This window comes from Mesorhizobium sp. LCM 4577 (genome assembly GCF_001854795.2).
GTDB lineage: Bacteria > Pseudomonadota > Alphaproteobacteria > Rhizobiales > Rhizobiaceae > Mesorhizobium > Mesorhizobium plurifarium.
On the sequence record NZ_MDDU01000004.1, the window covers coordinates 220,589 to 239,208 of the forward strand.

Annotated in this window: 18 protein-coding genes and 1 pseudogene; 7 read left to right on the forward strand and 12 right to left on the reverse strand. The window is 62.4% G+C overall.

What is annotated here, in order from left to right; translation table 11 throughout:
- Positions 1 to 35 precede the first annotated feature (35 nt).
- Both LCM4577_RS09575 and LCM4577_RS09580 read right to left on the reverse strand, forming a co-directional pair.
- The gene (locus tag LCM4577_RS09575; protein WP_040980430.1) at positions 36 to 1,013 is read right to left on the reverse strand and encodes a GlxA family transcriptional regulator; all 978 of its coding nucleotides are present in this window, start codon (positions 1,011 to 1,013) and stop codon (positions 36 to 38) included.
- A 114-nt stretch (positions 1,014 to 1,127) separates the two neighbouring features.
- On the reverse strand, positions 1,128 to 1,475 hold the full coding sequence (locus LCM4577_RS09580; RefSeq protein WP_041009356.1) for a VanZ family protein: 348 nt from the start codon (positions 1,473 to 1,475) through the stop codon (positions 1,128 to 1,130).
- 206 nt (positions 1,476 to 1,681) lie between these two features.
- Here LCM4577_RS09580 and LCM4577_RS09585 point away from each other — a divergent pair, with 206 nt between their 5' ends.
- From LCM4577_RS09585 to LCM4577_RS09605, 5 genes are all read left to right on the forward strand, one after another.
- On the forward strand, positions 1,682 to 2,218 hold the full coding sequence (locus LCM4577_RS09585) for an imm11 family protein (RefSeq protein WP_071030813.1): 537 nt from the start codon (positions 1,682 to 1,684) through the stop codon (positions 2,216 to 2,218).
- 252 nt (positions 2,219 to 2,470) lie between these two features.
- Complete coding sequence (locus LCM4577_RS09590) at positions 2,471 to 3,331, forward strand: xanthine dehydrogenase family protein subunit M (protein ID WP_071070911.1); 861 nt, start codon at positions 2,471 to 2,473, stop codon at positions 3,329 to 3,331.
- Positions 3,331 to 3,807 (forward strand): (2Fe-2S)-binding protein, encoded by a 477-nt coding sequence (locus LCM4577_RS09595; protein WP_071070913.1) that lies wholly within the window; start codon positions 3,331 to 3,333, stop codon positions 3,805 to 3,807. Before LCM4577_RS09590 ends, LCM4577_RS09595 begins: the two co-directional genes overlap by 1 nt.
- A gap of 3 nt (positions 3,808 to 3,810) precedes the next feature.
- On the forward strand, positions 3,811 to 6,075 hold the full coding sequence (locus LCM4577_RS09600) for a xanthine dehydrogenase family protein molybdopterin-binding subunit (protein WP_071070914.1): 2,265 nt from the start codon (positions 3,811 to 3,813) through the stop codon (positions 6,073 to 6,075).
- Between the two features lie 60 nt (positions 6,076 to 6,135).
- A complete protein-coding gene (locus tag LCM4577_RS09605) occupies positions 6,136 to 6,381 on the forward strand; it encodes a MoaD/ThiS family protein (RefSeq protein WP_071030809.1) in 246 nt (81 codons plus the stop codon).
- A gap of 323 nt (positions 6,382 to 6,704) precedes the next feature.
- Here LCM4577_RS09605 and LCM4577_RS09610 read toward each other — a convergent pair whose 3' ends face one another.
- Both LCM4577_RS09610 and LCM4577_RS09615 read right to left on the reverse strand, forming a co-directional pair.
- Positions 6,705 to 6,929 carry a DUF768 domain-containing protein gene (locus LCM4577_RS09610; protein WP_040980416.1) on the reverse strand — a complete coding sequence of 75 codons (225 nt, stop codon included), beginning with the start codon at positions 6,927 to 6,929 and terminating at the stop codon, positions 6,705 to 6,707.
- Positions 6,926 to 7,261, reverse strand: a complete 336-nt coding sequence (locus tag LCM4577_RS09615) for a hypothetical protein (protein WP_244508268.1) — start codon at positions 7,259 to 7,261, stop codon at positions 6,926 to 6,928. Before LCM4577_RS09615 ends, LCM4577_RS09610 begins: the two co-directional genes overlap by 4 nt.
- Positions 7,262 to 7,520: 259 nt before the next feature.
- On the opposite strand from LCM4577_RS09615, the gene LCM4577_RS09620 reads away from it, so the two are divergent.
- Positions 7,521 to 7,724, forward strand: coding sequence for a hypothetical protein (locus tag LCM4577_RS09620; RefSeq protein ID WP_071030806.1), 204 nt, complete (start codon positions 7,521 to 7,523; stop codon positions 7,722 to 7,724).
- Positions 7,725 to 8,010: 286 nt separating this feature from the next.
- Positions 8,011 to 8,193, forward strand: a complete 183-nt coding sequence (locus LCM4577_RS09625; RefSeq protein WP_071030805.1) for a hypothetical protein — start codon at positions 8,011 to 8,013, stop codon at positions 8,191 to 8,193.
- Positions 8,194 to 8,536: 343 nt separating this feature from the next.
- Here the strand turns inward: LCM4577_RS09625 and LCM4577_RS09630 are convergent, their stop codons facing one another.
- From LCM4577_RS09630 to LCM4577_RS09665, 8 genes and pseudogenes are all read right to left on the reverse strand, one after another.
- Complete coding sequence (locus tag LCM4577_RS09630; protein WP_071070918.1) at positions 8,537 to 11,101, reverse strand: DEAD/DEAH box helicase; 2,565 nt, start codon at positions 11,099 to 11,101, stop codon at positions 8,537 to 8,539.
- The gene (locus LCM4577_RS09635) at positions 11,098 to 12,114 is read right to left on the reverse strand and encodes a DUF1837 domain-containing protein (protein WP_131803440.1); all 1,017 of its coding nucleotides are present in this window, start codon (positions 12,112 to 12,114) and stop codon (positions 11,098 to 11,100) included. The genes LCM4577_RS09630 and LCM4577_RS09635 overlap by 4 nt, the downstream gene beginning before the upstream one ends.
- Before the next feature lie 246 nt (positions 12,115 to 12,360).
- Positions 12,361 to 12,672, reverse strand: a pseudogene (locus tag LCM4577_RS09640) (DOPA 4,5-dioxygenase family protein); the annotation flags it as partial.
- 49 nt (positions 12,673 to 12,721) lie between these two features.
- Complete coding sequence (locus LCM4577_RS09645; RefSeq protein ID WP_131803441.1) at positions 12,722 to 13,273, reverse strand: hypothetical protein; 552 nt, start codon at positions 13,271 to 13,273, stop codon at positions 12,722 to 12,724.
- A gap of 28 nt (positions 13,274 to 13,301) precedes the next feature.
- On the reverse strand, positions 13,302 to 15,341 hold the full coding sequence (locus tag LCM4577_RS09650; RefSeq protein WP_131803443.1) for a hypothetical protein: 2,040 nt from the start codon (positions 15,339 to 15,341) through the stop codon (positions 13,302 to 13,304).
- A gap of 302 nt (positions 15,342 to 15,643) precedes the next feature.
- Positions 15,644 to 16,051, reverse strand: a complete 408-nt coding sequence (locus tag LCM4577_RS09655; protein WP_071070923.1) for a DOPA 4,5-dioxygenase family protein — start codon at positions 16,049 to 16,051, stop codon at positions 15,644 to 15,646.
- 381 nt (positions 16,052 to 16,432) lie between these two features.
- Complete coding sequence (locus LCM4577_RS09660) at positions 16,433 to 17,194, reverse strand: Stf0 family sulfotransferase (protein ID WP_071070925.1); 762 nt, start codon at positions 17,192 to 17,194, stop codon at positions 16,433 to 16,435.
- A gap of 431 nt (positions 17,195 to 17,625) precedes the next feature.
- The coding region (locus LCM4577_RS09665) for an IS4 family transposase (protein WP_131803444.1) at positions 17,626 to 18,620 on the reverse strand (995 nt) is incomplete at its 5' end.

Genomic DNA, 18,620 nt, shown 5'->3' on the forward strand with positions numbered 1-18,620 from the left:
GCATGCGACCCGACCAGGGTCATGGCAAGTCCACATCATTTTGCGGCCGCCGCGACCGCGCGGTTCGGGTGCCTCAGATGGGTCGGCGTGATGCCGGTCTGCTGGCGGAAGACGCGGCTGAAATGGCCGGCATTGGGAAAGCCGCAGCGATAGGCGATCTCGCCGATGGCAAGGTCGCTGCCTTCCAGCAGCGACTTGGCGTAATGCAGCCGCAGCGCGAGATAAGCGGCCATCGGGCCGATGCCGAGCTCGGCGCCGAACAGGCGCTCGAGCTGGCGGCGCGAGCAGTTCTGCCTGGCGGCGATCTCGGCGACCGAGAGCGTCTCCTGCAGATTGCTTTCCATCAGGAGCAGCGCCCGCTTCACCGCGCGGCTCGCGGCCGCGGGAAAAAGGTCGCCGACCGGCTGCACGTCGCGGCTGGAGCGGATGCGGTCGAGCACCAGGATCTTGGCCGCCTTCTCCGCCGCCTTCTGGCCGATGAACTGCGAGACGAAATAGCCGGCGAGGTCGGCGGCGCCGGTGCCGCCGGCGCAGGTCGCCCGGCCACGGTCGACGGAATAGAGGCTGTCGGCATGGGCGTTCACGTCAGGAAACTCGGCGCGAAAATCCTTGATGTGGAACCAGCTGACGGCGGCGCTGTAGCCGTCGAGCAGACCGTAGCGCGCGAGCACGAAGCTGCCGGTGCAGAGCGCGGTGAGCGGCACACCCTTCTGCGCGGCGCGCAGCAGAAACGCCTCTTTTTCCGAACTCAGCTTGCGGTTGGTGTCGAGCAGGCCGCCGACCACCACGACATTGTCGAAATCCTCGGGATTGCCCATCGCCCGGGTCGGCAGCAATTCGACGCCGCAGCTTGCCCGGATCGGCAGGCCGCGCTCGCCGACGATCTCCCAGTCGAACTCGATCCTGCGGCTGCGGTCGCCCTCGTCGCCGGCCAGCCTCAGCGTGTCGATGAACAGGGACAGCGGCGACAAGGTGAAATCGCGCACCAAAAGAAATGCGAACTTCTTGGCCATCGGCTTCCGGGATCGTCGATCGTTTAACCGGACATTATGCGAAAATCGCTGGGCCGGGCCTTCTGAATCCGACCTTCATCCGGTCGAAACATCATCGAGCCGCGACCTCGGGGACTAGCGCCGCTCGGCGGCCCGGCTCGCCAACGCGATGACGAAGCGCCCCAGGACAATCCCCGCGATACCCGCCGCCGCCTTGAGCAGGCCATCGACAACCCGCGCATGCCGGCCAGGGTCGAACAGCTGCAGGACTTCGAGAACGCCGGCCACCGCGCAAACGAACAGCACGGTCTGCGTCACGCGGGACGGAAACCCGAGCGCCAGGGCCAGCCCCAGCAGGATGTAAGCCAAAGCGCGCTCCATGTTGGGGTCGCTCAGGTGTGGCCGCAGTTCGATGGGCGACAGCGTGGCGAAGGTGATGAGAGCCAGCAGGACGAACGCGGCGAGACGGGAAATGGAGGTCATGCCCGCTCTTACAGGCCGCTGGCCGTGATAACAATATTGCCGGCGCCCGGCCGCGGATTGGTTCCGCGCGGTGCCCGAAGCCGACGTTGCTCTGCAATCAGGCTGAGCTTCCTTGAACGCCGCGCAGGGCCGGTGCATGCTCCCAGCGCGCTTTCGGCGATCGCCGGGCGCCGCAATTTTCAGTCGAACGGCGGAGCCATCGGGCGATGACGACCATCCATCAATTCGCTGTGTCGGAAGGACAGGAATGGGTGCTGCCGGTCGATGACGATGCTTACGAGGCGTTCTTCGGCCTCGACGGACGCTCGCTGGAAGGCCGGCAGCCGCCGGTGATGCGGCGCGTCGAGGGAGGCGAGCGGCTCTCTTCCGATTTCCCCTGGCTTGGCGAACATGCGCCGCTGTTGCGCCGGCCGGCCGTCGATGCGCTGGCGGATGCGTTGCGCCCTTACGGCGAGTTGGTGGCGCTGCGCGGCGAGGAGGTCTGGCTGCTCAACGTCACCCATGTGATCGACGCGCTGGACGAGGCGCGCTCGCAGATCGTGCGGTTCTACGACGGCGACATCCTGGCGATCGAGCGCTATGCCTTCGACGCGGAGAAGATCGGGACAGCGGAAGTGTTCAAGCTGCCGATGCGGGCTTCCCCGGTCTTCGTCGACGACGTGTTCGTCGAGCGGGTGCGCAAGGCCGGGTTGCGCAACGTCTCGTTCGAGCCGGTATGGACATCGGGAACGGCGGTTGCTTGAGGCGAATAACAGTTTTGCGGTTTGTGGCGGAGACGGCCAATGACCAACGCCGGCGCCGCCCCTCATCCGCCCTCCGGGCACCTTCTCCCCGTATAGTGACGGGGAGAAGGAAGAGGCTGCGCTGCCCTGGCCCGGCCTCTGGGCGCATCTGGAACAGGGCTCTGGCCCAACCCGGACATGCACGAACGGGATGGCCATTATAACCAGAGGCTTTATAACGGTCGCTGACAAAGCGATCACCAAGGGGAGACGATGCGTTACATACGTCCGCTTTCAATCGAAGATGCCGTCGGCGAGCTCGCCAAGGCGGTAGGACCGGCCGCCATCCTGGCCGGAGGCAGCGACTTGCTGGTGAGGATGAAGGGCGGCTTCGTCGAGCCCGAGCTGATCGTCGACATCAAGCGCATAGGCGGCCTGAGCGACGTGACCGAGACGGCGGAAGGTTTCCGGATCGGCGCCGCCGTGCCCTGCGCCGTGCTGGGCGAGAACAAGGCGCTGAAGCAGGCATGGCCGGGCGTGGTCGAGGCCGCGAACCTGATCGGCTCCAAGCAGGTTCAGGGCCGCTGCACCATCACCGGCAACCTCTGCAACGCCTCGCCCGCCGCCGACAGCGTGCCGGCGCTGGTGGCTGCAGGCGCCAAGGCAGTCGTCGCCGGGCCTTCGGGCAAGCGCACCATTGCGGTTGAGACCGTGCCTACCGGGCCGGGCCGCACGTCGCTCGCCAAGGGCGAGATCATCGAGGCGATCCTGCTCGACAAGCGCCCTGACCATGCGGGCGACGCCTATCTGCGCTTCATTCCGCGCACCGAGATGGACATCGCGGTGGTGAGCGCCGGCGTGAACCTGACGCTGGACGATCACGGCGCGATCAAGACCGCCCGCGTGGCGCTGGGCGCCGCCGCGCCCACCGTGCTTCTGGTCGAGGAAGCGGGCCAGGTGCTGATCGGCTCCAGGCTCGACGAAGCAACGCTGGAGCGGCTGGCCAAGATCTGCGCCGGCGCCTGCCGTCCGATCGACGACAAGCGCGGCACCATCGAATTCAGACGAAAGGTCGCGGGCGTGCTGGCAAGGCGCGTCGCGGCAATCGCCTACAAGCGTGCGGGAGGCAAATAATGGCCGGTGTAGCTGTATCAACCACGATCAACGGCGATGCCGTCGAATATCTCTGCCAGCCCGACGAGACGCTGCTTGAAGTGCTGCGCGACCGGCTGGGCCTGACCGGCGCCAAGGAAGGCTGCGGCACCGGCGACTGCGGCGCCTGCAGCGTCATCGTCGACGGCCGCCTCGTCTGCTCCTGCCTGGTGCTGGGCGCGGAAGCCGAAGGCCGCAAGGTCGAGACCATCGAAGGCATGGCGCATGGCGACCAGCTGCACCCGCTGCAGCAGAAATTCCTGGAGCACGCGGCCTTGCAATGCGGCATCTGCACGCCAGGTTTCCTGATTGCGGCGAAGGACCTCTTGGCCAAGAACCCCTCGCCCACCGAGGAGGAAATCCGCTTTGGGCTGGCCGGCAATCTCTGCCGCTGCACCGGCTATGACAAGATCGTGCGCGCCGTCCAGGACGCGGYCAACGTGATGAAGGGAGCGTAATCCATGAATTTCGATCCGCGCTTTTCAGGACGCAAATTCGCTTCCGTCGGCACGCGGCCGATCCGCCCCGACGGCATCGACAAGGTGACCGGGCGCGCCCGCTACGGCGCCGACTTCAACATGGCCGGACAGCTGGTGGGCCGGATCCTGCGCAGCCCGCACGCGCATGCGGTGATCAAAAGCATCGACACGTCCAAGGCGGAAAAGCTCGCCGGCGTGAAGGCGGTGATCACGGCGAAGGACCTGCCGGACCTGACCGACGGCGACGCCGCCATGTACGACATCCTCGACAACTCGATGGCGCGCAAGAAGGCGCTCTATGACGGCCATGCGGTGGCCGCGGTGGCGGCGATCGATGCCCGCACCGCCCGCCAGGCGCTGAAGCTGATCGAGGTCGACTACGAGGTGCTGCCGCATGTCACCGATGTCGACGAGGCCGCGCAGCACCATGCGCCGCTGATCAACGACCAGGTCTTCACCGAGGGGCTGGAGGAAAAGCCGGCCAAGCCCTCCAACATCACCAAGCGCACGCAGTTCGGCCATGGCGATGTCCATAAGGGCTTCGCCGAGGCCGATTTCGTGATCGAACGCTCGTTCAAGACCGAGCAGACGCACCAGGGCTATATCGAGCCGCATGCCTGCGTGGCGAGCGTCAATGCCGACGGCACGGCCGACCTTTGGGTCTGCACGCAAGGCCATTTCGTCTACCGCCAGCATTGCGCCCAGTTGCTTGGGCTCGAAGCCTCGAAGCTGCGCGTGACCTCGTCGGAAATCGGCGGCGGTTTCGGCGGCAAGACCCATGTCTGGGCCGAGCCGGTGGCGCTGGCGCTCTCCCGAAAGGCCGGCCGCCCGGTGAAGCTGGTGATGACCCGCGACGAGGTGTTCCGCGCCTCGGGCCCGACCAGCGCCACCTCGATCGACGTGAAGATCGGCGCCAGGAAGGACGGCACCATCACCGCCGCGGAAGCGACGCTGCGCTATAGCTGCGGCCCCTATGCCGGTTCCTGGGCCGAGATCGGGGCGATGACGGCGTTTGCCTGCTACAAGCTGGAGAACGTCAAGACCGTCGGCTACGAAGTGCTGGTCAACCGGCCGAAGACGGCGGCCTATCGCGCGCCCTCGGCGCCCATGGCTGCCTTCGCCGTGGAAAGCGTGGTGGACGAGCTCGCCAAGGAGCTCGGCATGGATGCGGTGGAGTTCCGCATCAAGAACGCCGCGCAGGAAGGCACGCGCTCGTCCTACGGCCCCGTCTACGGGCCGATCGGCATCGGGCCGACGCTGGAGGCGGTGAAGAACCATCCGCACATGAAGGCGCCGCTGAAAGCCAACCAGGGGCGCGGCATGGCCTGCGGCTTCTGGTTCAACTTCGGCGGCCAGACCTGCACGGACCTGAACATCGGCATGGACGGCTCGGTGTCGCTGGCAGTGGGCACGGTGGACGTGGGCGGGTCCCGCGCCTCGCTGTCGCTGGTGGCGGCGGAGGAGCTCGGCATCGACTACAGCCACGTGAAGGCGATCGTCGCCGACACGTCTTCGCTGGGCTACAACGACATGACCGACGGCAGCCGCGGCACCTTCTCCTCCTCGATGGCGACGATCTCGGCCGCGCGCAACGCGATCAAGATCCTGCGCGAGCGCGCCGCGCAGATGTGGGATATCCCGGTGGAAGACGTGGTCTGGGAAAAGGGCCATGCGATCGCCAAGGGCGAGAAATACGGCAACCTGTCGCCGCTGTCGCTGAAGGAGATCGCCGCCGCTTCCGGCAAGACTGGCGGCCCGATCGCCGGCCATAGCGAGCTCGTCGCCGACGGCGCCGGCGTCTCCTTCGCCACCCATATCTGCGACGTCGAGGTCGACCCCGAGACCGGCTCGACCCGGGTGATCCGCTACACGGTGGTGCAGGATGCCGGCAAGGCGGTGCACCCGACCTATGTCGAGGGCCAGTACCAGGGCGGCGCGGCGCAAGGCATCGGCTGGGCGCTCAACGAGGAGTATATCTACGGCAAGGACGGGCGGCTGCAGAATGCGGGCTTCCTCGACTACCGCATCCCGGTCTGCTCCGACCTGCCGATGATCGACACGCAGATCCTGGAAATCCCCAACCCCAACCACCCCTATGGCGTGCGCGGCGTTGGCGAAACCTCGATCGTGCCGCCGCTGGCGGCGATCGCCAACGCGGTGTCGAACGCGGTGGGCGTGCGCATGACCCACATCCCGATGTCCCCGCCGCGCATACTGGCGGCGCTGGATGCGGAACGGGAAGGCTGATGCTGAAAAGCGCGAGTCGGTTTTCGGCTCGCGCTACCTCCCGATGAGGATCTGGAGATAATGGTCGAGGTCACCCTCTGGGGCTCGCTCAGCACCGTCGCCGGAGGCAAGGCCAAGCACGACATCGAGGCCAAGGACATCAGGGAGCTGTTCCGCAAGCTGGCGGAACAGTATCCCGGGATCGAGCCGTGGATCGATCGCGGCATCGCGGTGGCGATCGACGGGACGATCTATCGCGATACGTGGAGTAAAGAGCTGCCACCGGGAGCGGAGATTTTCCTGCTGCCACGGCTGGCTGGAGGCTAGAGAGCAAGCGGCCCGCCGCCGTCGCTAATTCCGCGGATCCCCCCGCAGATCTCCCGGGGCTATCATCTAAGCCCGAAAAAGCTCAGCACGACGAGAATGACAACGACGAGTCCGACGATATAGATGATGCTGTTCATGTCAGGTCCTCCTATGGGAGGAATAATAATTAGCGTTCACTAATGTTCCGTCGGGCGGTTGACCGGCGAGCGCGGACCGCCGTTAAAGCATGTCTCCCGGAAGTGGGAACCGGTTTCGGGATAAAGACATGCGTTAAATCAAGAATCTAAAGCGCATGGCGCGAATCTGAAAGATTGCGACGCGCTTTAGGGTTTGCCGGCATCCTTGGAGCCGACTATTGCCGCCAGGATCGCTTCGTACGCGCTTCCGACCTCCTCTTCGATCTCCTCCTCCGAAATTCCTGCCGCCTTGGCGTCGGCAAACAGCTTGGTCGTCAGTTCAGCCACCGAGAGAATGTCCGCGCCCACCTTGCCGCGCATCACATTGTCGGTGATCCATCGGCCAAAGAACTCCGCGCCACGCTCGCTCATTCGCCCTGCTCTTTCAGAAAATGGGCCTCACGGAGGAGCGCATCCCAGTCGGTCCCGATCGTTTCGATCAGCGCGCCGGCCTGATCCTGGGTGATGCCGGCTTCTTTTGCCAGGCGCCCTGAAAGCAATTCGAAGACAGCCTGGTCGCTTTCGCCCAAACTGCCTTCGCGGTGCTGCAGCGCCTCGAAGATCACCTCGAAAACGCTGTCGACTTCCTCTTCGATTTCGCTGGCCGGAATGCCTTCGCGCCTGGCCGCCTTCATCATCTCGTCGGCGAGATCGCTCACCGCGAGCGGATCGTCCGTCAGCACGTTCGGCAGATGCTCCGCCATCCATCTGTCGAAGAAGTCGAGACCGCGCCTGCTCATTTGGCCATAAGCGCGCGAGCAACATTAGGTTCCGCTGATACGGACTGAGGTCCCATGCGCCGGCGCATTGGTCCATCGCGTGAAACATAAGCCCCACGACTTCATTGGGGCTGCACTGACGAACAATCAGTCCCTTCATCGTCAGGCTGCTGGATCGCCCGCCGCCCGCCCACAGGCGGCGGGCGATCCGATCAAAGAACAAGAACCGGGACAGAGGTGAACAGTGTCGATTTCCGATGAGTTGCGGGACGTCAGTCTTCGCTATGAATGCCCCAACTGCCGCCGGCCGATCATCAAGAATGGTTCATGGTTCAAGGCGGTGAGCACCTTCCATTGCGACGCCTGCAAGGCCAAGCTCAGGCTAGGCTACTCGGCCAAGCTGGCGCTTTTCGAACGCCACCACAAGGCGACGTTTGCGGGGGCGTGATCCATGCGGCTGAGTTCCTGCGGGCCTTTTGCCGAGGCGCGGCTCGCTTTCCGGGAGCGGCTCGCGGTCGCCGCAAACGACAACAGCGCGCTGCACCACCGCGACCTTTCCATTCTCAGTCTCATCCCGGCCGATGACGGACGGAGAACGATGACCGCGAAACCGGAGCCGATGGGCATTGTCGCGGCCGTGGGCGTAGCCATCAGCCTGTTCATCGGCCCGGTGGTGTTCTCATGCCTGATGCTGGGCGTCTGGAACGCGGCGTTGGACAGTAACGGAGGCAAGCATGATCACCACGACGTTGGAAACCAGGGTGGCGGGTTTGCAGGACAGGCTGCGGGAAGCCAAGCTCACCACGGATGACATGCTGGCGTTTCAGAAGGTCGCCGACGTGCTGGACAACGGCCACGGCGGCATCGACGTCGACGACCTGATCGCGCTTTCGTTTGTGGTCGAGGATGAGGGTTGAGGGCGGCAAGCGGAAGCTGGCCTTGGTCGAAGTCACCCTCGGGGCTCGCCCAGCGCTGTCGCCGCAAGGCCCCAGCACGACATCGAGGGAGCTGTTCCGGCCAGCTGACGGATCCCGGGACAGAGCCTTGGGTCCACCGCGCCACCGCGGTGGCGACGCCGGGGCGATTTATCGGGAGGGGGCGGAGATTTCCTGCTGCCGCGCTTCGCTGTGGGATAGGCTAACAGAATGCAGCACCCATTCCCCTGACGGCTTGCAGCCGTTTCGTCCATTTGCCTCCACAGAGGAGATTGCTCCGCGCCTGCTACGCACCATTAACTAGGCCTCCCGAAGCAGCTCTGGGCTAGCTGGTCTGAAGAATCCGTCTTAGTTCGTTAGTGACATAAGGAGAGAGGCCCGCACCATCGGGGTTGAGTCTAGATAGAAAACTTCTCGCTGCCCCGATGTCCATGTCACGATTGATCGTTAACCCTGACAAGAGATTCGCGGTGTGGCGCGAGAGTCCGAGGCTAATGAACTGGATCATCGTCTGCGATGCGGCACCAAGTTCCAAGTAAAGCGTCAGCGCAGGTATTTTTGCTACATGCGAGCCATGGCCACTGGCGATCAGTGCCTCTCTTAGAACTGCGGTATAGCAGCCGAGCAGATTTACGTACTTAAACCTTAGATCACTCTCGACATCCGTAAGCACCTCGCGGATTATAGTACGGTTGGATCGATTTTTGCCCAGTCCTTTGTGATACCTGATAGCCCCTTCGATAATGACCGGAAGCGGCTCGCCGCGCATCCAACGTAAAGCTAAGGGCGCCCAATACAGGTGATGTCTACCGCTCTTGAGCTCAAGATATTTATGCACTCGAGCGAAAACCGGTCGCAGTTTGTTAAGCGCCTCTGCCCAGCCGGAACTTGGATGGAGGGGAATCAGATAATCAGGGCCTTTCTCCCCAATCTTCCCCAACATGTAGTCGTACAGCTGTTGCTGCCGGAACCCGGAAATTTGAGGGCTTGCCGCGAGCGTTTGCGTGTCCAGACTAATCAACTCGTCCGCCACAGCTAACGCGGAAACCAAACTCGTTCGCGTCTGCGGTGATAAGCCACTGACGCGATCGAGCGTCTCGTCGAGTTGCCCTTGCCGACGATCCCGCAACAACTTCGAGAAAGCGGCCTCAAGATGAGGGCTCTCTCCCGAGGGCCGATCGGTAGCCGAGATATATTCCAGAAGCTCTGCAGACTCATCTGTCAGTGTTGCCTCCAGCGAGGGCTTAACCGGCTCATCTTTTGGCCCTGAGAGCGGGCTAGATTCCCACTGTTCGTAGTCCACCAGGAAGACGTTGCCTTGGAAATCTCTGCCGAGGCGGCCTGCGCGCCCCGCTAAGTTCCAAAAATCGACAGGAGCAATGGGATGGTCTTCGCCCTTGTGAGGGTTCTGCATGAAAATATTGCGCGCGGGGAGATTGACACCTTGAAGCAGCGTGCTTGTGCAAACGATGTAATCGAGATGCCCATCTGCGAATGCACTTTCAATGGCGTTCCTCAACAAGGGTGGGATGCGGCCGTAGTGGAATCCTACGCCGCCCTCAACCGTCTCTGCCAGAATATAGCTTGGATGGACCGCTTCCCTTGCGAAGGAAGCCAGTTCCTTGCGGACCCGAAGTGAATCTTCACTCGGAGAGATTTGAGACGCGGCGTTCGCGGTTGCTGGATCCTGCCAAAGCTCTTTTATCTTAAACGCCACGTCCTCACATGCAGCCGGGCCCCCAGCATACACTAGGCTTTGTGAGTTTATTCCAAGTGCCCAGCTCAAATATATCAACCTATCATGCGAATTATATATCGGTATCTCCGCAACAACTTCCGCGATTTGAGTCTTTTCCCCATCTCGCCAAAGTATTACATCGATCTTCTTATTATCGTCCGCGCTGCCATTCAACAGTATAATGTTTTGCGCGACTGGAGAGTCCTTGGTTTTAAAAACTTTGACACTCTTGTTCCCGACGACGTCACCGAAGACGGCCGGCTCTCGCACTTGAGGCGACGAGAATAGGAACTGCATTTGAGGGCGACGCCTTTGCAGATCCTGCAAAACCGAATGCAGAACCACACCACGAGAACTCTCCCCGATAAGGTGGGCTTCGTCAATAATCGCCACGTCGAAGCCTAGTTCAGGCGCAGTGTGAAAGAGCACCTGAAGCCGTTCGGGTGTGAGAACATAGATCGGAGTGCCGAGGATACTTGGCTCCACTGGGATCGGCACGGTCGTGACCTCAAAGGTCTTATCAGCGCCAACGGTACGCAGATCGGCCGCAACCTGACTTATAAGYGCCCGACTTGGCACGAGGTATACGAGATTGGCATTTGGATTAGTGCGTTTCAGCTGTTCGACATAAGCCAAGAACACGAATGATTTACCGGCTGACGTCGGCGCAGAAAGCGCGAGTGAGGAGCCGGACGTTAGCGTACCCCAAACAGCCCTTTGCATGTCCGTGAAGACCGCATTGCGCTGACCAATCTGGACAGTATTGTCGAGTCGCCGTCCGATGATCTCTAGAAAGACACCTTCTGTAAGGGATTTCGGCTCCGGATCACCGCGGAAAGCAAACTTGATGGCTGGGTAGTTGCTGAGCCGAGCGAGAATTAGCCTGGAAGCCGCTCCAATCCCAGCTAAGGTTTCGCTATAGGTCAGAGACCCAATACAAATACGGTACGCGAACTGCCTCCACTCCGCCTCTTCGGATTGTGCAAAAATCGTCGCGCTTTGCAGCAGTCTTCTGAGAGTTTCCTCTTCAAGTGCGTTGCCACGATCAAAGCCCGCGCCGCTTAAGATTGATTGGCGGAGAATGGACTCATAGTCGGCCGCGAACCGAGCATCGCTAGCTATCGTTTTGCAAAGCTCCTCCACGAAGCTCACGCTACTACCCCGAGTTTTCCATAGAACGCCGCTCTAAATTCCTTCAGCGAAGGAAATGGTAAAAGAAAGAGGTGCAAATTTGTGGTGACCGGGAGGCGTTTCCCGTAGTGACGTTCAATTACGCGGCACGCGCTGCCGATCCTCTTCCTGTATTGCTTCTCGAACGACGGAGCGACCTTATCTGGCTCAAGTGCTAGAATACGGTTATAAGCGGCGTATTCAAAGCCAAGCAAACACGCATGGACGATGCGCTTTTGCAGCGTCAGCTTCGACGTTGAATACGGATTAATGTACTCTGCAATTTTGGCCTGGAACGATGGTGATAAACTATTTAAGTCCGATAAATTGTTTAAAATTTCAATTTCCCGTGAAATCTGTCCTGCATTGGCCAGAAGCTCGGCCATTGAAGTGAACGCGGCGTCGGCCGCTGAGGAAAAGCTCTGATATATTTTGGATTCTCCAAAATAAACTGTCAGCAAATCTTTTGCTTCGTCGTAACCTAAATGAATCCCATCCGTGCCGTGGACGGGCATATTATTGTTGGTCTTCAAATACATCTTAGAGACCAGCCGAGGAGCCTTGAGCACCCACTCCAGAAGCGCGTATAAGATTAACTCCCCTGGCTCGCCCCCGGACTCCAGCTGGTTTTTCGCTTTTATGAATAAGCCTTTGGCGTCATCGCCAAGTCTAACGACGCGAGAAAAGTCAACAGCAAGATCAACGCCTTTCAGTGCATCGCGAATCTTGCCCTTCGGCAAGCAATAAGGAATTAAGCAATCGTAAAGGTACTCTACAAACGCCTGAACGGTAGGGACACCATCGGCAAAGGTTATATAGTGAAAGCTCCCAGTTAGCCGGTGCATCCCCGAATTCCAGTCGAACGGCACCTGCTTTAGCCGAATACCTAGGCCGGAATGATCTTTTAGAAGAGCATCCATGGCCTCAGCCAGTGTGGATGTATCCACCCCTGGCACTTTTCCCCTGTCGACGCCGACCGATTCGCTGCTGCTCAACTTGCCCCCCAAAAAAAGGTTAAATGAAGTGCAATTCAGAATCTACAATTGTTTTGTCGATCACGACCTCTTTTCCTCGTCGCAATCTACGCCGGCACGGACCAACTTTGTTCCTCCCTCCCACACGTCGGCGTCAGCTCCTTATCCACATTCAGCCCTTCCCGCAGTGAACGGTCGATCCACTTTGTTTGCATCGCGACGATCAGGAAATTCCGCACCGCGCCCCTTACGCCACTCTCTCACCCCCAGCGTCGGCTCGGTATTCACCTCCAGCGCCCCTTCCGCCTCGTCTTCCTCGCCCAGCACCTCGCCCTTCACCGGCAGCGCGCGGCCGATCCAGATCGGGTCGATCAGGTGGTCGCGCTTGGGGTTGGTGGTGTTGGGGTGGATGAGGATGCTCAGGCCGCCGTGGTTCAGCATCAGCCAGGGGACCAGGGTGGCGAAGATTTCGGTGGCGAAGGAGACCTGGTACATGGCCTGCTCGTGCGGACCGACCGGCTCGTCGCGCCAGTTGCCGAGACGCACGCGAAAACGCTCGCCGATGCGCTCGCGCAGCCGGGCATAACGCTGGCGTGCTCTCCTCCATCGCCACCGCCCCTGCCGCGCCCTACTTCGCCGCCTTCCCCTTATCCCCACCCTCCTGCCCTTTCGGCGCCGGGGCGGTCGTCACGCCGATGATGGAAATCCGCCAGCGGTTGTCGACGTTTTCGAAGGACAGGTCGAAGTCGATCTCCAGCGGTTGCGTGGGAAACAGGCCGACAAGGTGCAGTTGCTTCTGGGGATCGAGAAAGGGCGGCGTGGAGAGCTGCGGGGCGATTACGGCAACCGCCGTCAGGTCGGCGCCGGACTGGCGCAGCGGCTGGAACCTGATCGCAAGGTCGGCGGCGGTGTTCTGGGCACGAAAGCCTGGCGAGYCCATGTCCCTCAGCACGGTGAAGTTGCCTGTCTCCACCGCCTGCTGGAGAGCCATCATCGTGCTGCGGGCAAGGTAGATCGCCTGCGCGGGGTTTGYCGGCCAGGCGGGCGCAGTGGGCGCCGGTGCTGTCGGCGCTGCCTTCTTCTTACCCGGCGCCGGCGCCTGGGTCTGCGTCTGGGCAAGACCGGGCGCGGCGGCGCACACGGCCAGCATCGCCGCCAGGAGAATCGTGACTGTTCGCATCGGGATCATCCTGGCGCGCCGGCGCTTCCTACCAGCTCATCCTCAAGCCCAGCCGCCCGCCGGCCATACTCCGGTTGGGATCGAAGGCGATGCCGCCATTGAGCTGGAGTTGCGAGCCGAGCCGGGCGCCCGCGCTGAGCGCAAAGGCGTTGGCGCCCTCGAACGTGCCCCAGTTCAAGGTGGTGACGAATTTTTCGTCCGGCAGCACGGTCGGCGCGCCGGCCAGCGCCATAGCCATGGCGACGCCGGAATAGGCGCGGCTGCCGACGCTGTCGATGCGGGAGTTGAGGCTGTTGAATTGCGCGGGATCGGAAAAGCCGAGCGCGCCCGGGGTCACGGAAGCGAGATGGCCGTTGGCATCGGTGGTGACGATCTCGATCGCGCCGGCCTGGGCCGACGAGCTCTGCGCCGACGTCAGGCCGGGCATCGAATAGGTGTTGCCCGCGGTTCCGAACACCTGCTCGTTCTGCCTTGTCGCGACCGCGCCCGAGCCGTAGGCGGCGGAGCCCGCATAGGCGGCGCTGGCGCCAGGGCCGATCGCAACCGCGTTCAGGCCGGCCGAGGATGCGCCCGATCCCATGGCGATCGCGTTGGCGCCGGTCACCGTCGTGCCATTGCCGAGCGCGAGCGCGTTCGTGGCGTTGACGGTGCTGCCCGATCCGATCACCACGGATCCCGACGAATTGGCGGTGCTGGCGACGATGTTGTTTGAGCCGAAGACCTGAATGCCGTTGCCGTTGCCGGCGACGTTCGGGGCGTTGACGGCATTGTCGTCGCCATAGACGAAGGACTTGTCGCCATTGACGACATTGGGGTCGCCGATCGCGTAGCTGCCATTGCCCCTGACGGTGTTGCCGGTGCCGAAGGCGCCGCTGTCGTCGCCTGTGACGCTGTTGTTCGAGCCGATGACCGTGGTGTTGTCGCCCTGCGACTGGTTGTTGGTGCCGCCGGCCAGCGCATTGGTGCCGCTGGCGTTGCTGCCGGAGCCGGCCGCGGTGGAGTTGGTRCCGCTGGCGTTCGGCTGCGCGCCGGAGGCGGTCGTGTCGTAATAGGGCGGATTTCCGCCGCCGCCGGTGATGCAGGTCAGATCGCCCGCGGCATTGGTACCGATGCCGGAGGTGCAGCCCGCAAGCGATGCAAAGCGAACGGTGCCGACGACATCCAGGCCGGCGGCCGGCGCGGTCGTGCCGATGCCCACATTGCCGTTTGCGTCGATGGTCATGCGCGTCACGCCATCGGTGGCAAGCAGAAGCCGGCCGCTCGAGCCGGTGGCCGAATGCGCGTTGATCAGCGAGGTGCCGACGCCGAAGCTGGCGCCGCCATAGCCGAAGGTCAGCGCATCCGCGTTGGCCGCCGAGGACACGCCGATGGTCTCGAACGTATCCTGGTTGGCGGCCCCATAGACATGCAGCTTGCTGTCGGGAGAAGCGGTGCCCAGACCGACATTGCCGTTCGCGGCGATGTCAAGGCTGCTCGTGGGCGCGCCCGGACGGATGCGGAAAGGAAGCCGGCTGCCGTTCGTCGAGTCGCGGATGAAGAAATTCGCTTCGTTGCCGCCGATATCCCAGGTCTGCGCCGTGAAGCCGCCGGCGTTTGTCTGCTCCAGGCGGATCGCCGGCGTGTCGCCTCGGGTTATCTGCAGCCCGAGAGTCGGGCTGGACGTGCCAAGGCCCAAATTGCCCGAGCTGCTGACATAAAGCGCATTCTCGGGAGCGCCCGCATCGACGCGGAACACCATCTTGTTGCTCGTCGCATCCTGGATGCCGAAGTAGTTGGCGCCGCCGGAGGCGGAATCGTTCGCAATCAGCGCCCAGTCATTGGYGGCAAATCCGGCGTTCGTGCTCGTGTCGTTGAAGTAGATGCGTGTGTTGTTTTCCTTCAAGACGATCGTGTTGAACCCGAAGGACTCGTTGTCGACGCAGTCGAACCCGATGCACAGGCTTCCTTGCACGACCTGGTCGTCCGCGACGACATTGTCGGCGAGCGCATCGGCGGCCGGCATGGCGAGGATCGCGGCCCCAAGGCGCAACGCCACGCATTTCGTCGCGAGCTGTCTTGGTTTCGCCACAAGCCCCTCCCCCGAGGATCGATGATCGCAGATATGCAGGCTTATGTGCTGGCCATCGGTTTGGCAAGCAGTAGAACCGGTCGCCGCAGCCTTTATCGAGGGTGTGTTTTCAGCACATCACCAGTAACGGCCGGCCCGTGGTCAAATTCTCTTCCGGCCTGGACTATGCCGCCCGTTGCGCGGGCCGATATGAACTGGACAGAGACGCCGTGCTGCACACTCTAATTTAGAAATTATGCATACATGGCTGGTCCGGTTGCCGCGGGCTCTCCAGTATGCATCGCTCGCTGAAGCGCCACTCCTCACGCCCCCAGCCTCGGCTCGGTATTCACCTCCAGCGCCTCTTCCGCCTCGTCTTCCTCGCCCAGCACATCGCCCTTCACCGGCAGCGCCTTCCCGATCCAGATCGGGTCGATCAGGTGGTCGCGCTTGGGGTTGGTGGTGTTGGGGTGGATAAGGATGCTCAAGCCCCCGTGGTTCAGCATCAGCCAGGGGACCAGCGCGGCGAAGATCTCGGTGGCGAAGGAGACCTGGTACATGGCCTCAGCGTGCGGGCCGACCGGCTCGTCGCGCCAGTTGCCGAGACGCACGCGGAAACGTTCGCCGATGCGCTCGCGCAGCCACTCGGCCTGCCGGCGCTCAGCCGCGTCGCCGTAATAGATGTGGGCGTGATAGCTGGCGATCTCCGCAAGTTGCCTGACGTCTTTCATCGCGATGCTCCCCTCCCCGGCGGTCGTGCCGAGCGGAACTCTAGGCGGTTCTTCGTTTCCTGGAAACGGCTGGCCGCTCTACAGACTGTTCAGCATCGGGGCGGTTGGCGCGTGATGACATACGCTGGCGCAGACCCCCTCTCCGTCTCGGCTTCGCCGAGCCACCTCTCCCCCACTTTGTACCCACTTTGTGGGGGCGAGGAACCCAAGCTTTCAAGGCGGCGCCTTCGGCGATTGGCTTTCCTCGCCCCCATGAAATGGGGGAGAGGTGACCGCGAAGCGGTCGGAGAGGGGGCCTGCGCTACCATCTGCGATTTGCCCTGCCCTCCGGAGGGAGAGGAAAGAGCCCGGACGACGGGCCCCGCGCTTCAAGGGCGGCGCTCAGAATCGCCTTCTGTTCAGAGGCCGCCTCATGGCGATGCGGGCGAAATTCTCCAGCGTGCGCGGCACCGGCGCTTCCTCGATCGCCTCGATGGCGCCCTTCTTTTCCGCTTCCTGCCGAAAGCGCGCCACCCAATCCTCGGTCAGGTCGTCGCGCTGGATTCTGAGTTGCGAGACCGGCACGGTTGCCGGCGCCGGCACATCGAGCAATTCGGCGACGGCTTCGAGATAGGGCCCCGGGTCCGGCAGGAGGTCCTCGTAGAAGAAATGCCGGTGGGGCAATTGCGAAAGGTCCACATAGGCCCGCCAGAACGCGTAGCTCTGCTCGATCTGGAAGAAAGCCTGGCTGATGCCGGCGAAGCTGTAGGGAACAGGAGACTCGGCTCCCTTGCTGCGGCTTGTCCACAAGAGCGAAACGCTGGCGCGGTAGAACGAAATGGCCTGCCTCAGCCGATCGCGGCGTTCGAGCAGGATGAAGCCCAGATCGTTGTTCTTTCGAACTTCCATGAGGAAGTCCTTGCCGCACTTGCCCTTCGACCAGCTCAGATGGCGCGGAAACACCTTGACGGCGAAGCGGCCGTTGGCGGTCGAGGCTTCACGGATCACCGTTTCCTCGAGCACATCGTATCTGCGCGGCTCCGGACCGAGATGAAGCTGCTTCAGCCATTCTCCCGAACGGCCCATGACGCCTGTCGCGTTGGTGAGACTTCCCAGCCAGTTCGAACCGCTTCTTCCCTCGGTTAAAACCGCAACGCCCTTCAATATGTCCTGTCTCCCTTTTTGCTGCCCGCTGCCGGTAATGCCGCAGGAAGCGCGGGCTCAGCGCTCCATTCCCGCCATCTCTTCATTTTTGCCCGCGCGGACGGGCCACTCCCGGCCTATGTCCGTCTCGATGCTCCTCTTCTGCGGCTGCCGCTCCCGGCAGCCCGTCGGAGCGGTCCAGCGTTTCATCGAACCGCCGGGCCAAAATATTTCTTTTACGCAATTTTGGACGGAAAGCTATGCCAAGGCGCCGGCCCTACCGCTTTATACCCATCCTGAAATTTGCGAGATCGGGTTACGTTTCTTGCCTGGTCAGGCGCGTGAAGGTTTGTCGGTCGGCACGGAGGTTGTGCCACATCGCGGACGGCAGTGCTGCCCCCTCTCCGTCTCGGCTTCGCCGAGACACCTCTCCCCCACTTTGTCTAGGCGATTCACACATCTCGTAGGCTCCAGCCACGTGCGATGGATTGGAAGTACTGAAGGCCGTGGCGGAAAGTGATTGGGCCTGGCGGCTTGGACTTGGGATAACCATCCCATCCCCCGAGTTTGGCGACGATCCAGGCAGCCCAGGCCAAGGACCTGGGCGGGTGAGGGTTTTTCTGAAGTTCGGTCTTGCCCTCCAACTCGGGCACCAGAGCCTGCAAGGTGTCGATTTCGGTAGGCGTAAAGGCGATCTCGGCGGATTGTGCGGATGCTCCGTCGCGGGCCTGGACAAGCTGCATGATGATGCAGGCGGCGCGCGCGGCGATGGCAGTCAGCTTCATCAGCCGCTCGGCGGTTTCCAACTGACTGTCCTCCAGTTGCAGGCCTTGCTGCTTCAAGGTGCGGAAGAACTGCTCGATGGTCCAGCGCATCCGGTACCAGGCAACCACCTGCCAGGCCATGGCCGCGTCTTGAACACCATGGGTGGTCAGCAGGCGCCACACGATTGGCTCGGCATCCGCTGGCGCACCCACCTCAAGCACCTCTACCAAGMTCACCGTCACCGTCTTGGCCAGCCCTTTTTCGATGCAGTTTTGTGGGCGCTTGAGGGCGACTTGCCCGAAGCGGGTCACCAGATGGGCCGTGCGCGCCGGCCGGCCAGGACGAGCCCGCAATTCCACATCGGCTTCACCGGCCGGCTGCAGCTTTGCCGTCGAGAGCTTGCCGCCCTCGATCAAACGGTCGCTCATGGCGCGGGTCAGGATATGRAAGTTCGCASCCGGMACGCGMTCCCACTTGGCGTAGATATCGCTCTCGCGATCGCTCACCTCCGTCACCGTCGCCGCTTGAGCCAGCACCTCCTTGGCCGCTTCGGCCGTGGCCAGCCAGCGCTGCGATTCCTTGTCGGCCAATAACCGTTGACTATGTGGCGTTTCCACCCGGCCATCGCGCGTCCAGATCTGGCCCGACACCAGCCCCAATACCTCGCCCGTTCCCGCATCCA